At 46.7% G+C, this 22,947-nt stretch carries 19 protein-coding genes, 2 tRNA genes and 1 other RNA gene; 9 read left to right on the forward strand and 13 right to left on the reverse strand.

The window, feature by feature from the left end; translation table 11 throughout:
* Positions 1 to 225 precede the first annotated feature (225 nt).
* Positions 226 to 399 (reverse strand): YciY family protein, encoded by a 174-nt coding sequence (locus tag A9B99_RS01420; RefSeq protein WP_156518968.1) that lies wholly within the window; start codon positions 397 to 399, stop codon positions 226 to 228.
* Between the two features lie 146 nt (positions 400 to 545).
* Between A9B99_RS01420 and cls the strand changes: the two genes are divergently transcribed.
* Positions 546 to 2,006, forward strand: coding sequence for a cardiolipin synthase (gene cls / locus A9B99_RS01425; RefSeq protein WP_064593946.1), 1,461 nt, complete (start codon positions 546 to 548; stop codon positions 2,004 to 2,006).
* Between the two features lie 37 nt (positions 2,007 to 2,043).
* Complete coding sequence (locus tag A9B99_RS01430) at positions 2,044 to 2,373, forward strand: HI1450 family dsDNA-mimic protein (protein ID WP_064593948.1); 330 nt, start codon at positions 2,044 to 2,046, stop codon at positions 2,371 to 2,373.
* A 98-nt stretch (positions 2,374 to 2,471) separates the two neighbouring features.
* On the opposite strand, the gene oppF is transcribed toward A9B99_RS01430, so the two are convergent.
* The 6 genes from oppF to A9B99_RS01460 form a co-directional block, all read right to left on the reverse strand.
* Positions 2,472 to 3,476, reverse strand: coding sequence for a murein tripeptide/oligopeptide ABC transporter ATP binding protein OppF (oppF, locus tag A9B99_RS01435; protein WP_064593950.1), 1,005 nt, complete (start codon positions 3,474 to 3,476; stop codon positions 2,472 to 2,474).
* On the reverse strand, positions 3,473 to 4,486 hold the full coding sequence (gene oppD / locus A9B99_RS01440; RefSeq protein WP_064593952.1) for an ABC transporter ATP-binding protein: 1,014 nt from the start codon (positions 4,484 to 4,486) through the stop codon (positions 3,473 to 3,475). Before oppD ends, oppF begins: the two co-directional genes overlap by 4 nt.
* A 9-nt stretch (positions 4,487 to 4,495) precedes the next feature.
* Positions 4,496 to 5,401: an oligopeptide ABC transporter permease OppC gene (gene oppC, locus A9B99_RS01445; RefSeq protein WP_064593954.1), complete on the reverse strand. Its 906-nt coding sequence runs from the start codon at positions 5,399 to 5,401 to the stop codon at positions 4,496 to 4,498.
* Positions 5,402 to 5,417: 16 nt separating this feature from the next.
* The gene (gene oppB / locus A9B99_RS01450) at positions 5,418 to 6,338 is read right to left on the reverse strand and encodes an oligopeptide ABC transporter permease OppB (protein ID WP_064593956.1); all 921 of its coding nucleotides are present in this window, start codon (positions 6,336 to 6,338) and stop codon (positions 5,418 to 5,420) included.
* 87 nt (positions 6,339 to 6,425) lie between these two features.
* Positions 6,426 to 8,057: an oligopeptide ABC transporter substrate-binding protein OppA gene (gene oppA, locus A9B99_RS01455; protein WP_064593958.1), complete on the reverse strand. Its 1,632-nt coding sequence runs from the start codon at positions 8,055 to 8,057 to the stop codon at positions 6,426 to 6,428.
* A gap of 765 nt (positions 8,058 to 8,822) precedes the next feature.
* Positions 8,823 to 9,470 carry a YchE family NAAT transporter gene (locus A9B99_RS01460; RefSeq protein ID WP_064593960.1) on the reverse strand — a complete coding sequence of 216 codons (648 nt, stop codon included), beginning with the start codon at positions 9,468 to 9,470 and terminating at the stop codon, positions 8,823 to 8,825.
* A gap of 477 nt (positions 9,471 to 9,947) precedes the next feature.
* Between A9B99_RS01460 and adhE the strand changes: the two genes are divergently transcribed.
* Positions 9,948 to 12,626: a bifunctional acetaldehyde-CoA/alcohol dehydrogenase gene (adhE, locus tag A9B99_RS01465; protein ID WP_064593962.1), complete on the forward strand. Its 2,679-nt coding sequence runs from the start codon at positions 9,948 to 9,950 to the stop codon at positions 12,624 to 12,626.
* A gap of 985 nt (positions 12,627 to 13,611) precedes the next feature.
* On the opposite strand, the gene tdk is transcribed toward adhE, so the two are convergent.
* Entirely contained in the window at positions 13,612 to 14,229 is a 618-nt protein-coding gene (gene tdk, locus A9B99_RS01470; protein ID WP_064593963.1) for a thymidine kinase, read from the reverse strand.
* A 614-nt stretch (positions 14,230 to 14,843) separates the two neighbouring features.
* On the opposite strand from tdk, the gene hns reads away from it, so the two are divergent.
* A complete protein-coding gene (gene hns / locus A9B99_RS01475) occupies positions 14,844 to 15,257 on the forward strand; it encodes a histone-like nucleoid-structuring protein H-NS (RefSeq protein WP_036105313.1) in 414 nt (137 codons plus the stop codon).
* Between the two features lie 170 nt (positions 15,258 to 15,427).
* On the opposite strand, the gene A9B99_RS01480 is transcribed toward hns, so the two are convergent.
* The 5 genes from A9B99_RS01480 to rssA all read right to left on the reverse strand — a co-directional run bounded on the left by A9B99_RS01480 (position 15,428) and on the right by rssA (position 20,919).
* Complete coding sequence (locus tag A9B99_RS01480) at positions 15,428 to 16,435, reverse strand: NAD-dependent epimerase (RefSeq protein ID WP_064593965.1); 1,008 nt, start codon at positions 16,433 to 16,435, stop codon at positions 15,428 to 15,430.
* A gap of 10 nt (positions 16,436 to 16,445) precedes the next feature.
* Positions 16,446 to 17,789: a UDP-glucose dehydrogenase family protein gene (locus A9B99_RS01485; RefSeq protein ID WP_064593967.1), complete on the reverse strand. Its 1,344-nt coding sequence runs from the start codon at positions 17,787 to 17,789 to the stop codon at positions 16,446 to 16,448.
* Positions 17,790 to 17,813: 24 nt separating this feature from the next.
* A complete protein-coding gene (galU, locus tag A9B99_RS01490) occupies positions 17,814 to 18,722 on the reverse strand; it encodes a UTP--glucose-1-phosphate uridylyltransferase GalU (protein WP_064593969.1) in 909 nt (302 codons plus the stop codon).
* Positions 18,723 to 18,921: 199 nt separating this feature from the next.
* Positions 18,922 to 19,935, reverse strand: coding sequence for a two-component system response regulator RssB (gene rssB, locus A9B99_RS01495; RefSeq protein WP_064593971.1), 1,014 nt, complete (start codon positions 19,933 to 19,935; stop codon positions 18,922 to 18,924).
* 90 nt (positions 19,936 to 20,025) lie between these two features.
* Positions 20,026 to 20,919, reverse strand: coding sequence for a patatin-like phospholipase RssA (rssA, locus tag A9B99_RS01500; protein WP_064593973.1), 894 nt, complete (start codon positions 20,917 to 20,919; stop codon positions 20,026 to 20,028).
* 111 nt (positions 20,920 to 21,030) lie between these two features.
* On the opposite strand from rssA, the gene A9B99_RS01505 reads away from it, so the two are divergent.
* The 5 genes from A9B99_RS01505 to A9B99_RS01525 all read left to right on the forward strand — a co-directional run bounded on the left by A9B99_RS01505 (position 21,031) and on the right by A9B99_RS01525 (position 22,941).
* Positions 21,031 to 21,489 carry a YchJ family protein gene (locus A9B99_RS01505; RefSeq protein WP_074388748.1) on the forward strand — a complete coding sequence of 153 codons (459 nt, stop codon included), beginning with the start codon at positions 21,031 to 21,033 and terminating at the stop codon, positions 21,487 to 21,489.
* A 56-nt stretch (positions 21,490 to 21,545) separates the two neighbouring features.
* Positions 21,546 to 22,388 carry a formyltetrahydrofolate deformylase gene (purU, locus tag A9B99_RS01510; protein WP_064593978.1) on the forward strand — a complete coding sequence of 281 codons (843 nt, stop codon included), beginning with the start codon at positions 21,546 to 21,548 and terminating at the stop codon, positions 22,386 to 22,388.
* A gap of 140 nt (positions 22,389 to 22,528) precedes the next feature.
* Positions 22,529 to 22,613: transfer RNA gene (locus tag A9B99_RS01515), tRNA-Tyr, on the forward strand.
* A gap of 67 nt (positions 22,614 to 22,680) precedes the next feature.
* Positions 22,681 to 22,765 (forward strand) — tRNA-Tyr (locus A9B99_RS01520).
* Positions 22,766 to 22,810: 45 nt separating this feature from the next.
* Positions 22,811 to 22,941, forward strand: a non-coding RNA gene (locus A9B99_RS01525) — RtT sRNA.
* Positions 22,942 to 22,947 lie beyond the last annotated feature (6 nt).

Raw genomic sequence — 22,947 nt, forward strand, 5'->3', positions numbered from 1 at the left:
TCCATCTCCATGAGTTATCACCAGTAAGGTACCAGACTGCCCTTTAATCGCTCTAACGGTAATATCGGCAAACGTGACAAGCTTCTTTACCCCTATTGTGGGATAGCGTTATATGACAGGCGAACATAATCCAACAGAAACAACAAGGTGTGCATCGATAATGACAATCGCTGATTTCTTAAAAAAGATAACTTTTAAAATCGGGCACATAACGTGCCCGGCAGGCTAAATATCGTAGACTGAAAACAGCAAAGAATTGCGCTGACGATTAACGATACATTTGCGGATTGCGTGAATACGCATGTTCCGGCGGGATTGCGCTTCCAGCCAGCGGGTTTTTCTCCGCTGGGACTGGCGTAACATCCGCCAACGCCCAACCTCTGTACGACTGTGTCTCATTTCATATTGGCTCACAATACAACAAGTAAGGGTATTATACGCCCAGGTAATTGCCCGAAAAGCTGTTTTCACCCGTTTTTTTCTTTGAGAAGCACAATCTTGTGCGTACACTCAAAAGTATACGGAAGATAAAGGATTTTTTACCTATGGCGACGCTCTATACGCTGGCAAACTGGCTGGTGATTTTGGGCTACTGGCTTCTGATTGCCAGTGTAACATTGCGTATTTTGATGAAACGCCGCGCTGTACCTTCTGCAATGGCCTGGCTGCTCGTTATTTATATTCTCCCACTGGTTGGTGTCATCGCTTACCTGTCATTTGGTGAACTGCACTTAGGGAAACGTCGTGCTGAACGGGCTCGTGACATGTGGCCTTCCACGGCTAACTGGTTAAAAGCCTTAAAAGAGAGTAAACATATCTTTGCCGATGAAAACAGCACAGTGGCGGAATCATTATTCCAGTTGTGCGAACGTCGCCAGGGTGTGGGCGGCGTTAAAGGTAACCAGCTTCAGTTGCTGACAGAGACAGATGATGTCATGCATGCTCTGATCCGAGATATCCAGTTATCCCGGCATAATATCGAGATGGTTTTCTATATTTGGAATCCAGGTGGCCTTGCTGATGAAGTGGCCGAATCGTTGATGGCTGCCGCACGTCGTGGTGTACATTGCCGCCTGATGCTTGATTCTGCGGGAAGTCTGGCATTCTTTCGCAGCCCCTGGCCCGCCATGATGCGCAATGCCGGTATTGATGTAGTCGAGTCACTTAAAGTAAACCTGATGCGTGTTTTCCTGCGGCGTATGGACTTACGCCAGCACCGGAAAATGGTCATGATTGATAATTATATTGCTTACACGGGCAGTATGAACCTGGTTGATCCGCGCTACTTCAAACAGGATGCAGGCGTAGGCCAGTGGGTGGATTTGATGGCTCGCATGGAAGGGCCTATCGCTACAACAATGGGCATTGTTTACTCCTGCGACTGGGAAATCGAAACCGGAAAGCGGCTTCTGCCTCCCCCACCGGATGCGAATATCATGCCCTTTGAAGAAGCCAGTGGTCACACAATACAGACTATTGCATCAGGCCCCGGCTTCCCGGAAGACTTGATACATCAGGCCTTGTTAACAGCCGTCTACGCCGCCCGCGAGAATCTGGTGCTCACCACCCCTTATTTTGTTCCTAGTGACGATCTTTTACATGCGATTTGCACAGCTGCCCTGCGTGGGGTGAATGTCAGCCTGATTTTACCTAAGAAAAATGATTCGCTGCTGGTTGGCTGGGCCAGCCGGGCTTTTTTTGCTGAATTACTGGCTGCTGGCGTCAGGATCTATCAGTTTGAAGGCGGTCTTCTGCATACGAAAAGTGTACTGGTTGATGACGAACTCAGCCTTGTTGGCACCGTTAATCTGGATATGCGTAGTTTATGGCTGAATTTTGAAATTACTCTGGTGATAGATGACCAGGGGTTTGGCAACGATTTGGCGGCTGTTCAGGATGACTATATCTCGCGCTCTACCTTGCTTAATGCCAGAGACTGGGTTAAACGGCCACTGTGGCAACGAATAACTGAGCGAGTATTTTACTTCTTTAGCCCATTGTTGTAAAAAGGCCCCCAAAGCCTATGACTGCGGATGTATAAAAATGGATATGGACCTGAATAACCGCCTTACTGAAGATGAAACTCTTGAGCAGGCCTATGATATTTTTCTGGAGCTGGCGGGCGATAATCTGGACCCTGCAGACATCATTTTATTTAATCTCCAGTTTGAGGAACGTGGCGGCGCTGAGCTCTTTGACCCATCAGAAGAATGGTCGGAGCATGTCGATTTCGATCTGAATCCAGACTTCTTCTCAGAGGTTGTTATTGGCCTCGCAGAAGAAGATGGCGGCGAACTGAACGATGTGTTTGCACGTATTCTTCTGTGCCGCGAGAAAAACCATAAACTGTGCCATATTCTGTGGCGTGAATAATTGCTCTGGTTATAACGGCTCAGCCTGAAAAAAAACCTGAATGCGTTAAACATTCAGGTTTTTTATTCGCACTAGACAGCCGCACAGGCCGGGTCTTTTTACAGCGGGTCAACCTTCAGGCAGGAAACCGCATGGCGGAAACTTCCTTCGAGAACAGGCCGTGTTTTGGCACATTCGGGGCCAGCCATAGGGCAACGGGTACGGAACACACAACCTGAAGGCGGATTGATTGGTGACGGCAATTCTCCTTCCAGCAGTTGTATAGTTTTGTTCCGCTCCTGATCAGGGTCTGGCACCGGCACGGCTGACATCAACGCTCTGGTGTACGGGTGCAAAGGATTGTTATAGACCTCATCGTAAGTCCCCAACTCTACGGCATGCCCCAGATACATAACCAGTACCCGGTCGGAGATATGTTTTACCACTGCCAGGTCGTGGGCAATAAAAATCAAAGACAACCCCATTTCCCGCTGCAGTTGCTGCAACAGGTTAACGACCTGTGCCTGAATAGAAACATCAAGGGCTGAAACCGGCTCATCACAAATGATAAGTTTGGGTTCAAGGATAAGTGCCCTGGCAATACCAATGCGCTGGCACTGTCCACCTGAAAACTCATGCGGGTAACGGTTTACCAGGTTTGGTAACAGCCCCACTTTCATCATCATCGCTTTCACCCGGTCTCTTACTTCCTGGCGAGGCATCTTCGGGTGATACGTCCGTAACGGTTCAGCAATGATATCGCCAATTGTCATTCGTGGGTTAAGGGAAGCCAGCGGGTCCTGGAAGATCATCTGAATATCGCTGCGCACTTCACGCCACTGTTCCTGGTTCATGCCAGTCAGGTTTTTACCCAACCAGGCAACGTGCCCTTCAGTGGCTTTCACCAGTCCGATAATTGCGCGGGCAAAGGTGGATTTACCACACCCGGATTCGCCTACCACACCGAGTGTTTCACCTTCATACAGCCGCAGGGTCACCCCATCCACCGCTTTCAGGGTTTTAGCGGGTTGCCAAAACCACTGTTTGCTGTCACGGATATCGAAATGGACTTTCAGGTCACTAATTTCGAGCAGTACTTTTTTTTCTTCTGTCAGCGCGTTCATACCAACTCCTCCACTGACCTAAAGCAGGCACGTAACCGACCTTCACCAAAAGATTCCAGCGGCGGCGTATTCTCACAACCTTCCGAGGCATATGGGCAACGCGGCTGGAACGGACAACCTTTAGGTAGTCTCAACAGGTTTGGCGGGTTACCGGGGATGGTATCCAGTGCAGCACCTTCTTTATCAAGACGCGGTACAGCACTCAGCAACCCCAAAGAATAAGGATGTGACGGGTGGTAGAATACATCTCTGGCACTGCCATATTCCATGGTGCGCCCGGCATACATCACCAGCACTTTGTCACAGATACCCGCAACAACACCGAGGTCATGAGTGATCATGATAATAGCGGTATTAAATTCATGTTTCAGTTCATTCAATAAGGTCATTATTTGCGCCTGGACAGTTACATCCAGTGCTGTGGTGGGTTCATCAGCAATCAGCAGTTTTGGCCGGCATAACAATGCCATGGCTATCATTACGCGCTGGCGCATTCCGCCTGAGAATTCATGAGGATACATTCTCATGCGCTTACGCGCCTCAGGCATTTTGACCGCATCAAGCATACGCACTGATTCTTCGTACGCCTCCGTTTTGCTCATCTTTTTATGCAACATGAGCACTTCCATCAATTGCTCACCCACACGCATATAAGGGTTAAGGGACGTCATTGGATCCTGAAAAATCATGGAGATCTGTTCCGCACGCAAGCGGTTCAGTTCATGCTCCGGCAGGTTAAGAATTTCTCGCCCCCCAAATGTGGCAGAACCATCAATGCGCCCGTTTGAAGCCAGTAAGCCCATCAAAGCAAATGCTGTTTGTGATTTACCCGAACCAGACTCACCCACAATCCCCAGCGTTTCACCGGCATTCAGGGTAAAGTTCAAATCATTAACCGCAGTAACATCGCCATCCGGTGTACCAAACGTTACCCGCAGGTCTTTTACATTTAATAAGGACTCACCCGCTAACGGGGATGCACCCACTACAGAATTAATAAGTAAAGCCATGGGTACTCCTTAACGGTCTTTCGGGTCGAGGGCATCACGCAGGCCATCGCCAATGAAGTTAAAACAAAACAGCGTCACTACCAGGAAACCCGCCGGGAATAACAATAACCACGGTGAAACCTCCATTGAGTTCGCGCCATCGCTCAACAAAGCGCCCCAACTGCTTAACGGTTCCTGCGTACCTAACCCAAGGAAACTAAGGAAGGATTCAAACAGGATCATGCTGGGAACCAGCAACGAGGCATAAACCACCACCACACCCAGAACGTTTGGCACAATGTGGCGGATGACGATATTACCGGTAGATACACCACCAACCTGAGCGGCTTCAATAAACTCTTTGCGTTTGAGGCTCAGAGTCTGCCCACGGACAATACGCGCCATATCCAGCCAGGAAACCATGCCGATTGCCACAAAAATCAGCAGGATGTTTTGCCCAAAGAAGGTAACCAGCAAAATGACGAAGAACATGAACGGGAAGGAGTTAAGGATCTCCAGCAGACGCATCATTACCGAGTCAACTTTCCCCCCCAGATAGCCTGAGAGTGAACCATACAACGTGCCCAGTATCACGGCGACCAGTGCAGCAGACACCCCAACCATCAGGGAAATTCGCCCACCAATCGCCACACGCACCAGCAGGTCACGGCCTGATGAGTCAGTACCGAAATAGTGGCCAGAAGCGAAATCTGGCCCGCTGGACATCATGTTCCAGTCAGTATCAAAATAAGTAAAAGATGACAACATTGGGGCAAAGGTAACAAAGAGTGCTATGAGTACCAGTACCACCAGACTTGCCACTGCAGCACGGTTATGAATAAAACGCCGCCGCGCATCCTGCCATAAGCTACGCCCTTCCACTTCAAGCTTCTCGCTGAAGTTTTCCAGGGCCTCACTGTTTTTCTTGCTCAACATTTGGCTCACTCCAGCATCAATAACGAATTTTTGGGTCGATAACCGCATAAAGCACATCGACAATAGCGTTAAAAACAATCGTCAGGGCACCGACTAAAATCGTCAGGCTTAGTACCAGTGAGTAGTCGCGGTTCAGTGCACCGTTAACAAACAACTGACCAATCCCCGGTAAACCGTAAATTGTCTCAATCACCATCGAACCCGTGATAATCCCCACAAATGCTGGCCCCATATAAGAGAGCACAGGTAATAAAGCAGGCTTCAGTGCATGGCGCATCACAATGCGGCGCATGGGCAGACCTTTAGCACGCGCGGTACGAATGAAGTTAGAGTGCAACACTTCAATCATTGAGCCACGCGTAATACGCGCGATACTGGAAATATAGGACAGCGAAAGTGCCACCATTGGCAGCAACATATATTTGAATTCGCCTCCATTCCAGCCACCGCCTGGCAGCCACCGCAATGTAATAGCAAAGATCATGACCAGCAGTGGCGCGACAACAAAACTGGGAATAACCACACCTGTCATGGCAAAACTCATGACGATGTAATCCCATTTACTGTTCTGTTTGAGTGCGGCAATCACCCCAGCGGTAACACCCAGCACAATAGCCAACAAGAAAGCAGCCGCACCCAGTTTTGCTGAAACCGGGAATGATGCAGCGACCAAATCATTGACACTGTAATCTTTATATTTGAACGAAGGACCAAAATCGCCATGAGCCAGTTGTTTCAAATAATGAAAATACTGAGTCATCATTGGATCATTGAGATGATACTTCGCTTCGATGTTCGCCATCACTTCTGGCGGCAGGTTGCGCTCCCCGGTAAATGGACTTCCCGGAGCCAGGCGCATCATAAAGAAGGAAATAGTAATAAGAATAAAAAGTGTCGGAATTGCTTCCAGACAGCGACGTAAAATAAATTTCAACATTGCCCGTACCTTCTGGCGTGTGCCTTTGCACTGCGATGAAATAAGACACAGTGAGGCAGAGCAAACGCTCCGCCTCACAAACGGCCATTAATGTTTGATAATGTACAAATCTTTCACATACACATTATCAAGAGGGTCTTTACCGGTATAACCACCAACCCAGGGTTTCACCAGGCGCGCGTTAACATAGTAATAGACCGGGACAATGACGGAATCTTTGTCCAGCTGTTGCTCTGCTTTGTTATACAACTCAGCACGTTCTTCTTCTGTTTTCACTTTCAGCGTATCAGCCATTATCTTGTCAAAGGCTGCACTCTTATAGTGTGCTGTGTTGTTAGAGCTGTCGGACAGCATGGTGTTCAGGAAGGAGCTCGGTTCATTATAATCCGCACACCAGCCTGCACGAGCGACAGAAAAGTTCCCCTGATGACGGCTGTCGAGGAATGTTTTCCATTCCTGGTTATCCAGCCTGACATTGGCACCGATGTTTTTCTTCCAGATAGAAGAAACCGCGATAGCCAGTTTTTTATGCAGATCAGACGTATTGTAAAGCAGGTCGAAAGACAGCGGCTTATCTTTAGTAAAGCCTGCTTCTGCCAACAATTTACGCGCTTCCTCATTACGTTTCGCCTGGCTCCAGCCAAACCATGCAGGTTGAGTCAGCTTCGCACCATCAGTATACGGCGGTGTATAACCATACGCAGGCAGATCGCCCTGGTTTTTCACTTTATTGACAATGATATCGCGATCCAGGCTCAGCTTCAGCGCGGTACGAACGCGCACATCATTGAACGGCGGTTTTTGGTTGTTGATTTCGTAGTAATAAGTGCACAGATACGGGTCAACATGGACCTGATTGGGGATTTCTTTCTTCAGTTTCTGGAACAGCTCAATCGGTAACTGGTTGTAGGTCATGTCAATTTCACCGCTGCGATAGCGGTTAACATCAGTAACTTCTGAAGAAATTGGCAGGTAGGTTACCTGGTTAATTACCGTTTTGGCATTATTCCAGTATTGCGGGTTACGCACCAGATCGATACGTTCGTTCACAACCCAGTCTTTCAGGGTGTAAGCACCGTTAGTGACGATGTTACCCGGCTGAGTCCACTTTTCACCGTATTTTTCAATTGCGGCTTTTGGTACCGGAGACAACGATGCGTGAACTAACAATTTATAGAAATAAGGCACCGGCTCACTCAGTGTGACTTCCAGTGTATGGTCATCCAGTGCTTTAACGCCCAGGGTATCTGGCGCTTTTTTCCCGGCAATAATATCGTCAATATTGGCTACGTGGCCATATTGCAGGTAGCTCTCATAAGGAGATGCTGTTTTCGGGTCAGCCAGGCGTTCCCAGCTGTAAACAAAATCTTGTGCGGTAACCGGCTCACCATTAGACCATTTTGCGTCTTTACGCAGGTGGAAAGTCCAGACTTTAAAATCTTTATTTTCCCATTTTTCTGCAACACCCGGGATGGCGTGCCCTTGCAAGTCAGTAATCAGCAGGCCTTCAAACAGATCGCGGCTGACGTTAGCTTCCGGTACACCTTCAATTTTATGCGGATCCAGAGACTGGATTTCGGCCCCATTATTGCGAACCAGTGTTTGTTTTTCTGCAAGTTGAACACCTGCTGGCACATTCGCAGCCATTGCGACATTACCAGCAAATAGCGCAGTAAAAATCCCTGCAGCTACCAGATTTTTTTTCGTGATGACGGACATTGTGTTGATACTCCACTCATTATAATTACTGACTTTTACAGCCAGACTGTTTTCCCCTTTGGGGACCTGTACAGCGCAGGAGCTTTCGCGTCTGCCAGGTTATTGTTGTTTTACTGCTATCACCGACTTCATTTATTACCGGCCGTACCTGTAAGTACCGCCTGTGTCGATTCTTTCCCACCTCACCTTTCCTGTCATAAAGGCGGGGGGACTTATGTTCAGGTGCATCAGTCTGGTTGATACGATGCCCTGACAACTTTTCTGGCGGAAAGTAACAAACCCACTCGTACCAGGCTAATACTATTTGCAGATTTGTTAACCAGGGAGGCATTCATTACAAGAACGCGTTCACAATTCCCTTCCGCAAAACACACTAAAAGGAAGAACAATCCTTGTAATTACAGAGAGTTAAAAAATACGGGATGAGCCATGTGCATTTGTAAAAATTGTAACACCACCCATTTTCCACAAAAAACTTAACAACTGCTTATTTTTAGTGCATTCGTCTGCGCGAAGGTGAGTTTTACTAATATCATTTCAGGAAAGTCCCAGCAAGAGCCAATTTGTTGTGTCATTAAAATAACAAACTGGACGCCTGATTATTAATCAGCATTGCTACTAATTAACGTGTTTTCAAAAGTTTCACTTATAGTAAGCAGACTGTTTTATACGTGGTGAGTGCAATGAAAGACAAGGTGATGTACGCCACAGGAAGTAAAAAGCGGAATATGTTTTTCCGCTTTTGTGATCAAGGCTGTAAAAATTTTATCCGAGAAGGCCGGGGAAAAGCGCACGCACCCCGGTGACAATAAACTCAATACCCAGTGACATCAGTAACAGTCCCATGATACGGGTGATAACGTTGATACCCGTTTGCCCTAAAAAACGGACCAGCCAGGGAGCAAGACGGAAAATTAACCAGCAGCACACAGCAAAGAGGGCAATCGACAAAGAAAAACCCAGCATATAAGTCCATGTGTGGTAGCGCGTTCCCCAAACAATAGTAGAACTAATAGCACCCGGCCCAGCCATTAACGGTAACGCCAGCGGAACTACACCCACGCTTTCACGGATGGCCGTTTCTGATTTTTCTTGTTTATTCTGCTTGTCTTCGCCCAGTTTCCCGCTGATCATCGACATCGCAATAGTGACAACCAGAATGCCCCCGGCAATACGGAACGAATCAATCGATATACCAAACAATTGCAGAATGCCATCGCCAAGGAACAGCGAGGTCCACAAAATAATCGCTACCGACAGATTAGCTGTCAGGTTAGTTTTATTTCTTGCCGCCGCAGTCTGGTAGCTGGTCATACTAATAAATACAGGAATGATACCAACCGGGTTGACCAGAGCGAACAGGCCAATAAAGAACTTAAAAAAAGTCGATAAATCGAACAGTGATTGTGTCACGCAGAGCTCCCTTCACGCGCCAAATATAGCTGCGCTACTCTAAATGAAAAACCTTCAACAGACTATGGGATTTACTGTTCTCATCCAATTACCTTAGAAAAAGTTACATTTTAGCCGCATTCATGTTACCTACATGTTTCATATATGATAGTGTGAAATAATTGTTTTGTAAGTAAATTAACCACCATTAACACATATGTTCGTTTCCTGTGCTGAAAGGAGTCAGCTTCAATAGAAATTGACTTGGATCATGAAATACCCCCTGATATGTGAGTAATCTCTATTTGCCGCCAGGGAAAAAAACAGTGACCCAATCAGGTAATGTTGAAGGTAAGGCTCTTTTAGTAAATCAGCAGAAAGTTAAAGAAAACTGAACATAGTTGGTAGTGATGGTTTCTTGATGCAACTGGCGCTGTCTATACTGACTCTCGGGCAGCTGGTTTACTAAAAGAGTTTAACATTTATCAGGAGAGCATTATGGCTGTTACTAATGTCGCTGAACTTAACGCACTCGTAGAGCGTGTGAAAAAAGCCCAGCGTGAATATGCCAACTTTACTCAAGAGCAAGTAGATAAAATCTTCCGCGCCGCCGCTCTGGCTGCTGCAGATGCTCGTATCCCACTCGCTAAAATGGCCGTTGCTGAATCCGGCATGGGCATTGTTGAAGATAAAGTGATTAAAAACCACTTTGCTTCTGAATATATCTATAACGCCTATAAAGATGAGAAGACCTGTGGTGTTCTGTCTGTAGACGACACTTTCGGTACCATGACCATTGCTGAGCCTATCGGCATTATCTGTGGCATCGTCCCAACTACTAACCCAACGTCTACGGCTATCTTTAAGTCCCTGATAAGCCTTAAAACCCGTAACGCAATTATTTTCTCTCCGCACCCTCGGGCAAAAGACGCCACCAATAAAGCTGCAGATGTTGTGCTGCAGGCTGCTATCGCAGCTGGTGCGCCAAAAGATTTGATTGGCTGGATAGACCAACCTTCTGTTGAACTGTCTAACGCATTAATGCATCACCCGGATATTAACCTGATTCTCGCCACGGGTGGCCCGGGTATGGTTAAAGCGGCTTACAGTTCAGGTAAACCTGCAATTGGTGTAGGTGCAGGTAACACCCCAGTGGTTATCGATGAAACCGCAGATGTCAAACGCGCTGTCGCATCTGTACTGATGTCAAAAACATTCGATAACGGCGTAATTTGTGCTTCTGAACAGTCAGTGGTTGTTGTTGATTCTGTATATGATGCAGTGCGTGAGCGTTTTGCCAGCCATGGCGGTTACATGCTGCAAGGTAAAGAACTTAAGGCCGTTCAGGACATTATCCTGAAAAATGGCGCACTGAATGCCGCCATTGTTGGTCAACCAGCGGTGAAAATTGCTGAACTTGCTGGTTTCACTGTGCCAGAAACCACTAAAATTTTGATTGGTGAAGTGTCCGTCGTTGATGACAGCGAGCCCTTTGCACACGAAAAATTGTCCCCTACTCTGGCAATGTACCGTGCGAAAGACTTTGAAGATGCTGTTGAGAAAGCAGAAAAATTGGTTGCGATGGGTGGTATCGGTCACACATCCTGCCTGTACACCGACCAGGACAACCAGCCAGAACGTGTCGCTTTCTTCGGTCAAATGATGAAAACTGCACGTATTCTGATCAACACCCCGGCTTCACAGGGTGGTATTGGTGACCTGTACAACTTCAAACTCGCACCTTCCCTGACACTGGGTTGTGGTTCCTGGGGTGGTAACTCCATCTCTGAAAACGTTGGTCCTAAACACCTGATCAACAAGAAAACGGTTGCTAAGCGAGCTGAAAACATGTTGTGGCATAAACTTCCGAAATCTATCTACTTCCGCCGTGGTTCACTGCCCGTCGCGTTAGATGAAGTGATTACTGATGGTCACAAACGTGCTCTGATCGTGACCGACCGGTTCTTGTTCAATAATGGTTATGCTGACCAGATTACTTCTGTACTGAAAGCTGCTGGTGTTGAAACTGAAGTCTTCTTTGAAGTTGAAGCAGACCCCACACTGACAGTTGTTCGTAAAGGTGCTGAGCTGGCGAATTCCTTCAAACCGGACGTTATCATCGCCCTGGGTGGTGGTTCTCCGATGGATGCGGCTAAAATCATGTGGGTTATGTACGAGCACCCGGAAACTCACTTCGAAGAACTGGCTCTGCGTTTCATGGATATCCGTAAACGTATCTATAAATTCCCGAAAATGGGTGTGAAAGCGAAAATGATCGCGGTCACCACCACTTCCGGTACCGGTTCTGAAGTTACTCCGTTTGCTGTAGTGACCGATGACGCTACTGGTCAGAAATATCCGTTAGCCGATTACGCACTGACTCCTGACATGGCCATTGTCGATGCTAACCTGGTTATGGATATGCCGAAGTCTTTGTGCGCATTTGGCGGGCTTGATGCAGTTACCCACGCACTGGAAGCCTATGTTTCTGTGCTGGCATCTGAGTTCTCTGATGGTCAGGCTTTGCAGGCTCTGAAACTGCTGAAAGAAAACCTGCCAGCTTCTTACCACGAAGGTTCTAAAAATCCGGTAGCGCGTGAACGTGTTCACAGTGCAGCAACCATCGCGGGTATCGCGTTTGCGAACGCATTCCTGGGTGTTTGCCACTCTATGGCTCACAAACTGGGTTCACAGTTCCATATTCCTCACGGTCTGGCTAATGCTCTGTTAATCGCTAACGTTATCCGTTATAACGCGAACGATAACCCAACCAAACAGACTGCTTTCAGCCAGTATGACCGTCCGCAGGCACGCCGTCGTTATGCAGAAATTGCTGACCATCTGGGGCTGAGCGCACCTGGTGACCGCACTGCTGCGAAAATCGAGAAACTGCTTGCATGGCTGGAAAGCATCAAGGCTGAACTGGGTATTCCTAAGTCAATCCGCGAAGCGGGCGTTCAGGAAGCGGACTTCCTTGCTCATGTTGATAAACTGTCTGAAGATGCATTTGATGACCAGTGTACTGGCGCTAACCCGCGTTACCCACTGATTTCCGAACTGAAACAGATTCTCCTGGATACTTTCTATGGACGTGAATACGTTGAAGGTAAACCAGCAGAAAAAGCAGTTGCACCTAAAGCAGAAAAAACTGATAAAAAAGCCAAGAAAACCGCTTAATATCGGTTAAAACGACATGGATTTTGAACCCGCTTCGGCGGGTTCTTTTTTATTCGTCACACCGAGTAATGCTCTCTCTCTCAGCGCTTGCAGCGCGCCAAAATCACGTTCTCAGAATGTGTGCCCATTGCATTCACTGTAGTGGTTGTCTCTAATCCACAATGCCTCTGGCGCAATGATTACTTATATCTGGCATTCTTTAGCGCTATTCCCCAACCAGTTAATTTATAGCTTCACAGCGAACGCCCTGCGCACTGACGGGCACATTTACAACACACTGTGTGGCGTTACGGTTTTATGGGCAGATTTTGCCAGTAGCGGGCTATCTACCTGCATTATCTGGTAAATATGGTTTGGGGTTGCACCGCTATTTTTTCTGGTTCAGGCCCGGCTGAGAAACACGCTTGCCTGATGGCAGACGTTCATTGCCCATTAGATGGATATCTGGTGGATTAGAGGAGAAAGGTGAAGCATCGTCTTTACTACAACGCACTCCTGTTTTGCAACCCTGATTAAGGTTCTAACAGTAAATACAGTTCACTTTGGCTAATATGCGCTGGCAGCAACAGTATGCACAGTATCAATTTATCCCCCGATGCTCTTTCAAGTGAATCCTTAAGGATTCAGTATCCATAGTTCGGCCTCCTGGTATTTACTCAGGCAGTTTTTTCCCAGCAAATTGCCCTCACAGAAACTAACCATATCATCACCAGTGATAACAACACCCCGCCTGCGAAAGTCCATTAGCTATTTATAAGATGACTGGGCTAATACCATTCGGCAATCAAGTAAATAACGTGCGCCAGACGCTGCCACTCAGCATGGGGGGCACTGTATGTCACTTGGCTGACAAATCTGACACATGTCTGGTGCCCGGCTCACGTACCAGCACACTATTCAGACAATTGGCATATCAAACCGCCATTCTGGCCAAAATGTATAGCACTGGTAAATTTAATTAACACTGATTAAGCAAGGCAACTTATTAGATTTTGTTAAGCTTTTTCTGAATATCAGGCAACGAGCCAAGGGCTATGGCATCTTTATAGTGTTTCCTGCACACGGATACATAACGCTCATTACCGCCGATAACGACTTGCTGGCCTTCATTATATGGGCGTCCGGATTGATCCAGCCGTAAAACCATACTGGCCTTGCGACCACAAAAACAAATAGTTTTCAGCTCAACCAGTTTATCTGACCATGCGAGCAAATATTGACTCCCGCTAAATAATTCCCCACGAAAATCAGTCCGTAATCCATAACACAGTACAGGAATATCCAGGTTATCAACCACGTCAGACAATTGACGAACTTGCTCACGCGTCAAAAATTGACTTTCATCAACCAGTACACAGTGTAATGGTGACAGCGCGGCAGAATCACGAATTTCAGTGAATAGATCCGTAGTATTATTATACAGCTGAGCGGGCGAAGACAGACCTATACGCGAGCTCACTTTACCAGCACCAAAGCGATCATCAATTTCTGCTGTATATACCAGACTACGCATACCACGTTCGTGGTAATTGTAAGCAGATTGCAGCAATGCCGTTGATTTCCCGGCATTCATTGCAGAATAGTAAAAATAGAGCTGAGCCATGAATGAATAAACCTTTCAACACACGATACGCGCGTAGTTTACCATACTCCTGTCACTGTGGCGTTTTTTCCTCGTCCATACAATGGGGATTGGGGCGTAACATTTATTTTATATTCACTGGAGAAAATTTGCCTGTCATCACTCGTTTCTGCAGACACATCTGTAATGTGATTACTCTCCATACAGCCTCCTTTTTGTAAGCAGCGCAAAGAATCCATTACGGCGAATCAGCGTGAGACAAAGAGAAACCACCCGCGATGGTGAATTTATGCACCGTATTGATGCTACTAACTGAATGGAAAAGTAATTTTCCATAATGAAAGTCTTAACAATCTAAGTGGCTAAATCTATAGATAATACAAAAGAGTGATATTGAAGAAGCTAAATTCTATTACAAAACGTGTTTTGTATTAGCCATAATGGGAAAAGGGATGTTGCTGATAGTCCCTGCGCATGGGTTTTTATAACGGTCATTTCTTTAAGTTATTAGTTAAAAAATGGATGCATATCGCGTTATTTTGATTTCCTTACATTCACACCTATTGCACTGTATAAATTAAGGCTCTATTATTAGCCCAACAAGCCACCCCCAATATAAGTTTGAGATTACTACAATGAGCGAAGCACTTAAAATTCTGAACAACATCCGTACTCTTCGTGCGCAGGCCAGAGAATGTACTCTGGAAACTCTGGAAGAGATGCTGGAAAAATTAGAAGTTGTCGTAAATGAACGCCGCGAAGAAGAAAGCGCAGCAGCAGCTGAAATTGAAGAACGTACTCGTAAGCTGCAGCAATATCGCGAAATGCTGATTGCTGATGGTATTGATCCGAATGAACTGCTGAACTCAATGAGCAGCGGTAAAACCACCGGCAAAGCTAAACGTGCTGCACGTCCTGCTAAATATAGCTATGTTGATGAAAACGGCGAAACCAAAACCTGGACAGGTCAGGGTCGTACACCAGCTGTTATCAAAAAAGCAATGGATGAACAAGGCAAAAGCCTGGATGATTTCCTGATTAAAGAATAATCAAATTATCTCTTGCTGTACTGATAAAAAAAGAACCGCATGGCGGTTCTTTTTTTGTTGCTGATGTAAACAGCAGATATATTTAATACTTCAGCTTATGGTGCAAATTCACATCTGTTGTTCATATTCTGCAATGTATGCCCCTCAAAACGTGAAAGGCATACTGAGACTTACTGATGATAAAACGCGCGGTACCAGTCGACGAAATGTTTTACACCCTCTTCCACTGACATCTGTGGCTTAAAACCGATTGTGTTGTAAAGATCATGTGTATCAGCACTGGTCTCTAACACATCACCCGCCTGCATCGGCAGCATATTCTTTCTGGCAGTTTTACCCAGAGCTTTCTCCAGCGCAGAAATATAATCCATCAACGCTACAGATGAGCTGTTACCAATATTGTATACCCGGTATGGCGCTGAACTTTCGGCAGGGCTACCAGACTCCACGGTCCACTCAGGATTAGGCTTAGGCACAATATCCTGTAAACGGAAGATAGCCTCTACGATGTCATCAATGTAAGTAAAGTCACGGCGCATTTTGCCGTGGTTATATACATCAATTGCTTTATCTTCCAGTATGGCTTTAGTGAATTTGAACAATGCCATATCGGGCCGTCCCCAGGGACCATATACCGTAAAAAAACGCAGACCGGTAACAGGAATGCCATATAAATGAGCATAACTGTGAGACATCAGTTCATTTGCTTTCTTTGTAGCTGCATAGAGTGATACCGGATGATCAACGGCATCATTCACAGAGAACGGTAATTTTCGGTTAAGACCATAAACTGAGCTGGAGGATGCATATAAAAGATGTTTAACCTGGTTATGACGGCATCCTTCAAGGATATTCAAATGACCAGCCAGATTTGCATCTGCGTAAGCATGTGGGTTTTCCAGGGAATAACGTACCCCAGCTTGTGCTGCAAGATGGATTACCCGTTCGAAATTTCCCTCAGCAAAGAATGTTGCTATCGACTGCCTGTCTGCGAGGTCTATTTTTTCAAACTGGAATGCTGTGTGCGGTGTCAGTAAATCGATGCGAGCCTGTTTGAGACTGACATCATAATAGTCATTCAGGTTATCGAGACCGATAACCTGGTGACCGGCCGCCAGGAGTCGCTTACAGACATGGAACCCAATAAATCCCGCTGCACCGGTTACCAGAAATTTCATACAACCCTCGTTATTTTTTCAGATTAATTGATTCTCCGCGACCAATCGCATAATAAACGAAGCCACGCTTATTCAATCTCTCTGGATCATACAGGTTACGACCATCAAAGATAACTGGGTGTTTGAGTGTATTTTTTAATAAATCGAAGTCCGGCGCCCTAAAATTCTGCCATTCAGTACAAATAATAAGCGCATCTGCATTGTGCAACGCCGCTTCTTTGGTACCCATTAATGACAAATCATCCCGGTGACCATAGATACGCTGAGCTTCATCCATTGCTTCCGGGTCAAACGCCTGCACTTTGGCACCTTTTGACCACAGCGTTTCCAGTAAAACACGGCTGGATGCTTCACGCATATCATCGGTGTTAGGCTTGAATGATAACCCCCACACAGCAAAGGTTTTACCTTTCAAGTCTTCACCGAAATGGCGAACAACAAAAGTGGGCAGCTTTTTCTTCTGCTCATTGTTTACAGTTTCGACAGCCTGCAACAAACGCGGCGTGTAACCAATCTGCTCAGAAGTACGAATCAATGCCTGCACATCTTTCGGGAAGCAGGAACCACCATATCCGCAACCGGGATAAATAAAGTGATATCCAATACGGGAATCAGACCCAATTCCCTGACGCACTTTTTCTATATCCGCACCTAATTGCTCAGCAAGGTTGGCAATTTCATTCATAAAACTGATTTTCGTAGCCAACATGCAATTCGCGGCATACTTCGTCAGTTCTGCGCTACGGATATCCATCAAAATCATACGATCATGGTTACGGTTGAAAGGTTCATACAGTTCACGCAGTATGTTCACCACTTCATCATTGTCCGTACCAATTACAATACGCTCAGGACGCATACAGTCTGCTACCGCTGCCCCTTCTTTGAGAAACTCAGGGTTAGAGACAACATCGAACGGGTATTCAACACCACGCTCATTCAGCACTGCCTGCATCGCGTCACGGACTTTTTCCGCAGTACCTACTGGCACCGTGGATTTGTCCAGCACTACTTTGTGTGCAGTCATATGTTGCGCGATAGTGCGTGCAACAGCCGTGACATACTTAAGGTCTGCCGAGCCGTCTTCGTCAGGAGGTGTACCAACCGCAATAAACTGAATCACACCATGACTCACCCCAGCCTGCGCATCGGTACTGAATTGCAGGCGACCTTCCTCATAGTTTTTCATGACTAATGGAGTCAGGCCAGGCTCATAAATTGGGATAACTCCTTTTTTCAGATTTTCTACTTTGGTTTCATCCACATCGATACACATAACATCGTGACCAACTTCAGCAAGTACAGCCGCCTGAACAAGACCAACATACCCAATCCCAAAAACGGTAACTTTCATTGCATTATCCTGGGTTGAAAAAAATTACTTTTTGCCGCCTACAGTCGCATCAAGCCAGGCTTTAAAATCAGGCCCTAACACTTTGTGACGCAAACCATACTCAACAAACGCCTGCATATAACCAAGTTTGTTACCACAGTCATGGCTTTTACCTTTCATGTGGTAAGCCTCTACGGTTTCTTTAGCAATAAGCATGTCAATGGAGTCGGTCAGCTGAATTTCATCACCGGCACCTGGAGGTGTTTTAGACAGTAATGGCCAAATGTCTGCGCTTAATACATACCGGCCAACAACGGCGAGGTTTGATGGAGCAACGTCTGCTTTCGGTTTTTCAACTACACCAACCATTGGCACACTGTCACCAGGTTTGAGTGTGGCGCCCTGGCAGTCCACCACACCATATGCCGTTACATCTTCAACAGGTTCAACCATAATCTGGCTGTGCCCTGTTTCGTCGAAACGGCCAATCATTTCGGCAAGGTTATCGCGGGAGAGGTCTGATTCGTATTCATCAAGAATCACATCTGGCAGAATAACCGCAACAGGCTCATCACCCACAACCGGATGAGCACAAAGCACAGCATGCCCCAGGCCTTTGGCCAGCCCCTGGCGAACCTGCATAATTGTCACATGTGGGGGGCAAATTGACTGAACCTCTTCCAGTAGCTGGCGTTTTACACGTTTTTCCAGCATAGCTTCCAGTTCAAAACTGGTATCAAAGTGGTTTTCAATGGAGTTTTTTGATGAGTGAGTGACCAGTACAATTTCGGTAATGCCGGCTGCAATACATTCATTAACCACATATTGGATAAGTGGTTTATCCACCAGCGGCAGCATTTCTTTCGGGATTGCTTTTGTTGCTGGCAGCATGCGGGTGCCAAGACCGGCAACCGGGATTACTGCTTTCCTTACTTTCGATTTAATAGCAGCCATTAAAATATCTCCTGGACTGTTCAAGTTTTAAACTTGCTCGTCAATATAAACGCGATTGAGTATATCAGCTTGAATTAAAAATCCTCGGCTTAATACTCGTTGCACCGGTAATTTAAGACAAATACGAAGAAGCTATTGCAGATATTACCACCGGGAACAGATAGCGGGAAAAGCTATCTGTAATGAAACTTTATTTTGCTCACTCCGTGCGCAACATTAAGCGCAGATGACCACCAGCTCCCCAGACACGACACTGCCATGCATCGCAACGGTGGCTTAATTGGTTAAGATAAGCACTGCCCAGTGTCCCCAAAGGAACACCATTACTTAACTGAATTTGATGGTCACCTGATTTCAACTGTGCGTTAAGCCCGGCGGAAACTAGAATTAAATTTTTGAGCGCGGAGTGGTAATAACCTACCATCAAGGGGAATTGTCCGGAAAGATTCGCTTTACGTAATAACTGGTTAACTTTTTTTAATAACGCCCCTAATTCCGGTAAACGCTGCCCTTGCCGGGATAACTGTTCCTGCAACAGACTATTAAACAGCGAGCGCAGAAGCAGCGCCGCAAGCACGCCATTATCTCCTGCTCGCGTAACATCAAGACAATAAAAGGCCAGGTCCTGCGCAGATAAAGCGGCCACATCCAGTACCAGCCCGGGTTTATCTGCCAACACCAGTTGGTGATACGACAACTCACATCCAGAGATATGTTGCCGCAGTGGAGGCTGAAGTTCTTTTAACAGCTTGGCCGCAGCGCCTGGGTTGCGCACCAGTGCGTCCCAGTCATCAAACAATTGTTCTTCTTCTTCTACCCGAGAATTGAACATAGCAGGATAGAGGCAGGCATAGACCGTTTCTTTTAAGTTCGAGAAATTTTTTATGGGCTTTAGTAATACGTCCTGCACTCCGAGCCTCAGAGCGCTTGCGATATCTGACATATTATCGGTTGCAGAGATAATCAGCACGGGCGTCTGATCCCCACGGTTGCGAATACGCTCAATAAACTCAAGCCCGTTCATTCTGGGCATAGCCAAATCGCAAATTAGCAAATCAGGTGGTTGCAGGGATATTTTCTCAAGAGCATCAATGCCATCCTCTGCTAACAGTGTATTGGCTCCCAACGAAGCTAACCATCCATCCAGCATTGCGCGGAAAACAGGCTCGTCTTCAACTATCAAAATCAGTTTTCCGTGCAGCGGTTGAGTCATGCTCCCTCCCATGCCCGATGATACGATAATAGTGGCATGGGATGCAGGGTTGCGCCTCTCAGAATGAACTGAAGAAATGTAAATATGTTGTTAATCATTATTGGTTACCAAAGGTAGCAATTCATCCATATGCTTTTCAACGGCAAGTCTGCCTGCATCAATGGCTTCTTTTGCCCGATGGAAATCCAGCGTTGATATTTGCGGGCAATAAGGTTGCAACGTTACATCGGGTGGATCCCCTGCCATACGACTCAATTTCAGACGATTTTCCAGCACCTGTATTGATGTTGTCATAATTTCCAACGCGCCAGGGGGCTGCTGATGGTGTGGCGGAGACACAAAACCAAGCCGGGTTAGCACTTTATCTTTCCAGCGCACCGGCACATGTTCCTCGGGCTGACGAGAGGTTAACAGTTTTTGCTGAATCAGATGTGCGTCGTGTTGCAGATCAACCGCGATCACAATATCAGCCCCTAATGCCCTCGCCAGTGAAACCGGTACAGGGTTCACCACGCCACCATCAACCAGCCAGTAGCCTTTGTGGCGCACAGGAGATAATAACCCCGGAATGCTGCAGGAAGCGCGTACCGCACCATGCAAATCTCCCTTGGTAAACCAGATTTCATGCCCCGTACTCAAGTTGGTTGCAACAGTCGCAAAACGAACTGGACACTCCTCAATATGCCGCGCAGAAATATGCTGCCTGACCTGCTTAAACACCCGCTCCCCACGCAACAATCCACCACGACGCCAGGAAACATCCATGAGTCTTAAAACATCCCAGTAACTGAACGAGCGTACCCATTGCTCAAGGGAGTCAAGTGAATTACAGGCATAAGCAGCACCAACCAGCGAACCAATAGAGCAACCGGCAATAATATCCGCATGGATACCTGCCTGTTCAAGGCCCCGAATAACGCCAATATGCGCCCATCCTTTTGCTGCGCCTGAACCTAAAGCCAGCCCAATCTTAGTTTGTCTCATCTGTTTATCTGGTGTCCCCTGGTAACATGCCGTAGCATCACACCTCACTACGTTAGTATATTATTTAACTGTCACTTAATTGTGAATGTATGTTTAAAACAGGAGTATTTTGTGTCATCGGTATGTCCTTGTGATAGCGGTTTGGAGTATAGCGCATGTTGCGGCCCCTACCTGACTGGAGGTGTATTCGCACAAACACCGGAACAATTAATGCGCTCTCGCTATTGTGCTTTCGTGCTTAAAAATGCGGATTACCTTATTAACACCTGGTACCCGGATTGCCATGCAGAGCAATTGCGTAATGATATACAGGCAGGTTTTGAGCATACTCAGTGGTTAGGGCTGACGATTTTTGCCATACAGGATGGCAGCTATGATGGCGAAGGATTCGTCAGTTTTGTCGCCCGTTATCGCGACGAGCAACATGACAGCGCAATAATCGAACGTTCCAGGTTCTTAAATCAAAACGGTCGGTGGTATTATATTGACGGAACACGGCCTGAATTTGGCCGTAATGACCCGTGCCCTTGTGGTTCCGGGAAAAAATTCAAGAAGTGTTGTGGTCGCTGATTCGTACTAACAATGCTCATTTTATGCAAACACCATTCAACAGGATTGACCTTGCGATGCAAGCGCTACAGCGAAAAGTACTGAGAACTATTTGCCCGGACCAGAAAGGTCTGATCGCCCGTATTACCAATATTTGCTACAAACACGAACTGAATATTGTTCACAATAATGAGTTTGTGGACCACCGGACCGGGCGTTTTTTCATGCGTACCGAACTGGAAGGTATATTTAATGACTCAACGTTATTGGCCGATTTAGACAGCGCATTGCCGGAAGGTTCTGTGCGCGAACTCAATCCAGCAGGGCGCCGACGTATTGTTATCCTGGTTACCAAAGAAGCGCATTGCCTTGGTGACCTGTTGATGAAGGCAGCATTTGGCGGGCTGGATGTAGACATTGCGGCAGTAATTGGTAACCATGACACCTTACGCACACTGGTTGAGCGTTTCGATATCCCTTTCGAACTGGTTAGCCATGAAGGTGTGACACGCGAAGAGCACGATAAACTGATGGCTGACGCTATTGAGGCTCATGATCCTGATTATGTGGTTCTGGCTAAATATATGCGTGTATTGACGCCCTCGTTTGTCTCCCGTTTCTCAAATAAGATAATCAATATTCATCACTCCTTCCTTCCTGCATTTATTGGTGCGCGTCCCTACCACCAGGCTTATGAGCGTGGGGTTAAGATAATTGGCGCTACTGCCCACTATGTAAATGATCATTTGGACGAAGGCCCGATAATTATGCAGGATGTAATTAATGTTGATCATACCTTCACAGCCGAAGAGATGATGAAAGCGGGCCGGGATGTAGAAAAGAATGTGCTGAGCCGTGCGCTGGATAAAGTGCTGTCTCAGCGCGTCTTTGTTTACGGCAACCGCACAATTATTCTCTGACGACTAATAATGAACTGTTTGGTTTTAAAGCTTTATGGGCAAAAAGCATGCAAACAGTTCATTTTCATGAAGCCGAAGCTTTACAGCGCCGTTTCTTTTGATATGATGCGCCCCGCTTCCTTATCAGGAAGCAGGCCAGTGGTGGGGTTCCCGAGCGGCCAAAGGGAGCAGACTGTAAATCTGCCGTCATCGACTTCGAAGGTTCGAATCCTTCCCCCACCACCATCTTTCACTTGACTGTTAAGTGATGATGTCGAGTTTTATTTTATCGTTGGTTAGTTTTCTACAATTTGGTGGGGTTCCCGAGCGGCCAAAGGGAGCAGACTGTAAATCTGCCGTCATCGACTTCGAAGGTTCGAATCCTTCCCCCACCACCATCCTCGCCAATTCATCCTTATTAAATCCCAATAAATATTTTTGCATATTCTCCCGTCCGGGGAAGGATGAGAACCTTCGATTAAGGTTCGACCCGAACGTATGTGAGGGAACGTTGCTTCAGCAACGGCCCGCAGGGCGAGGAACGCAGTGACGAGTTATCCTTCCCCCACCACCATCCTTG

The sequence above is a fragment of the Mangrovibacter phragmitis genome, assembly GCF_001655675.1.
Lineage (GTDB): Bacteria > Pseudomonadota > Gammaproteobacteria > Enterobacterales > Enterobacteriaceae > Mangrovibacter > Mangrovibacter phragmitis.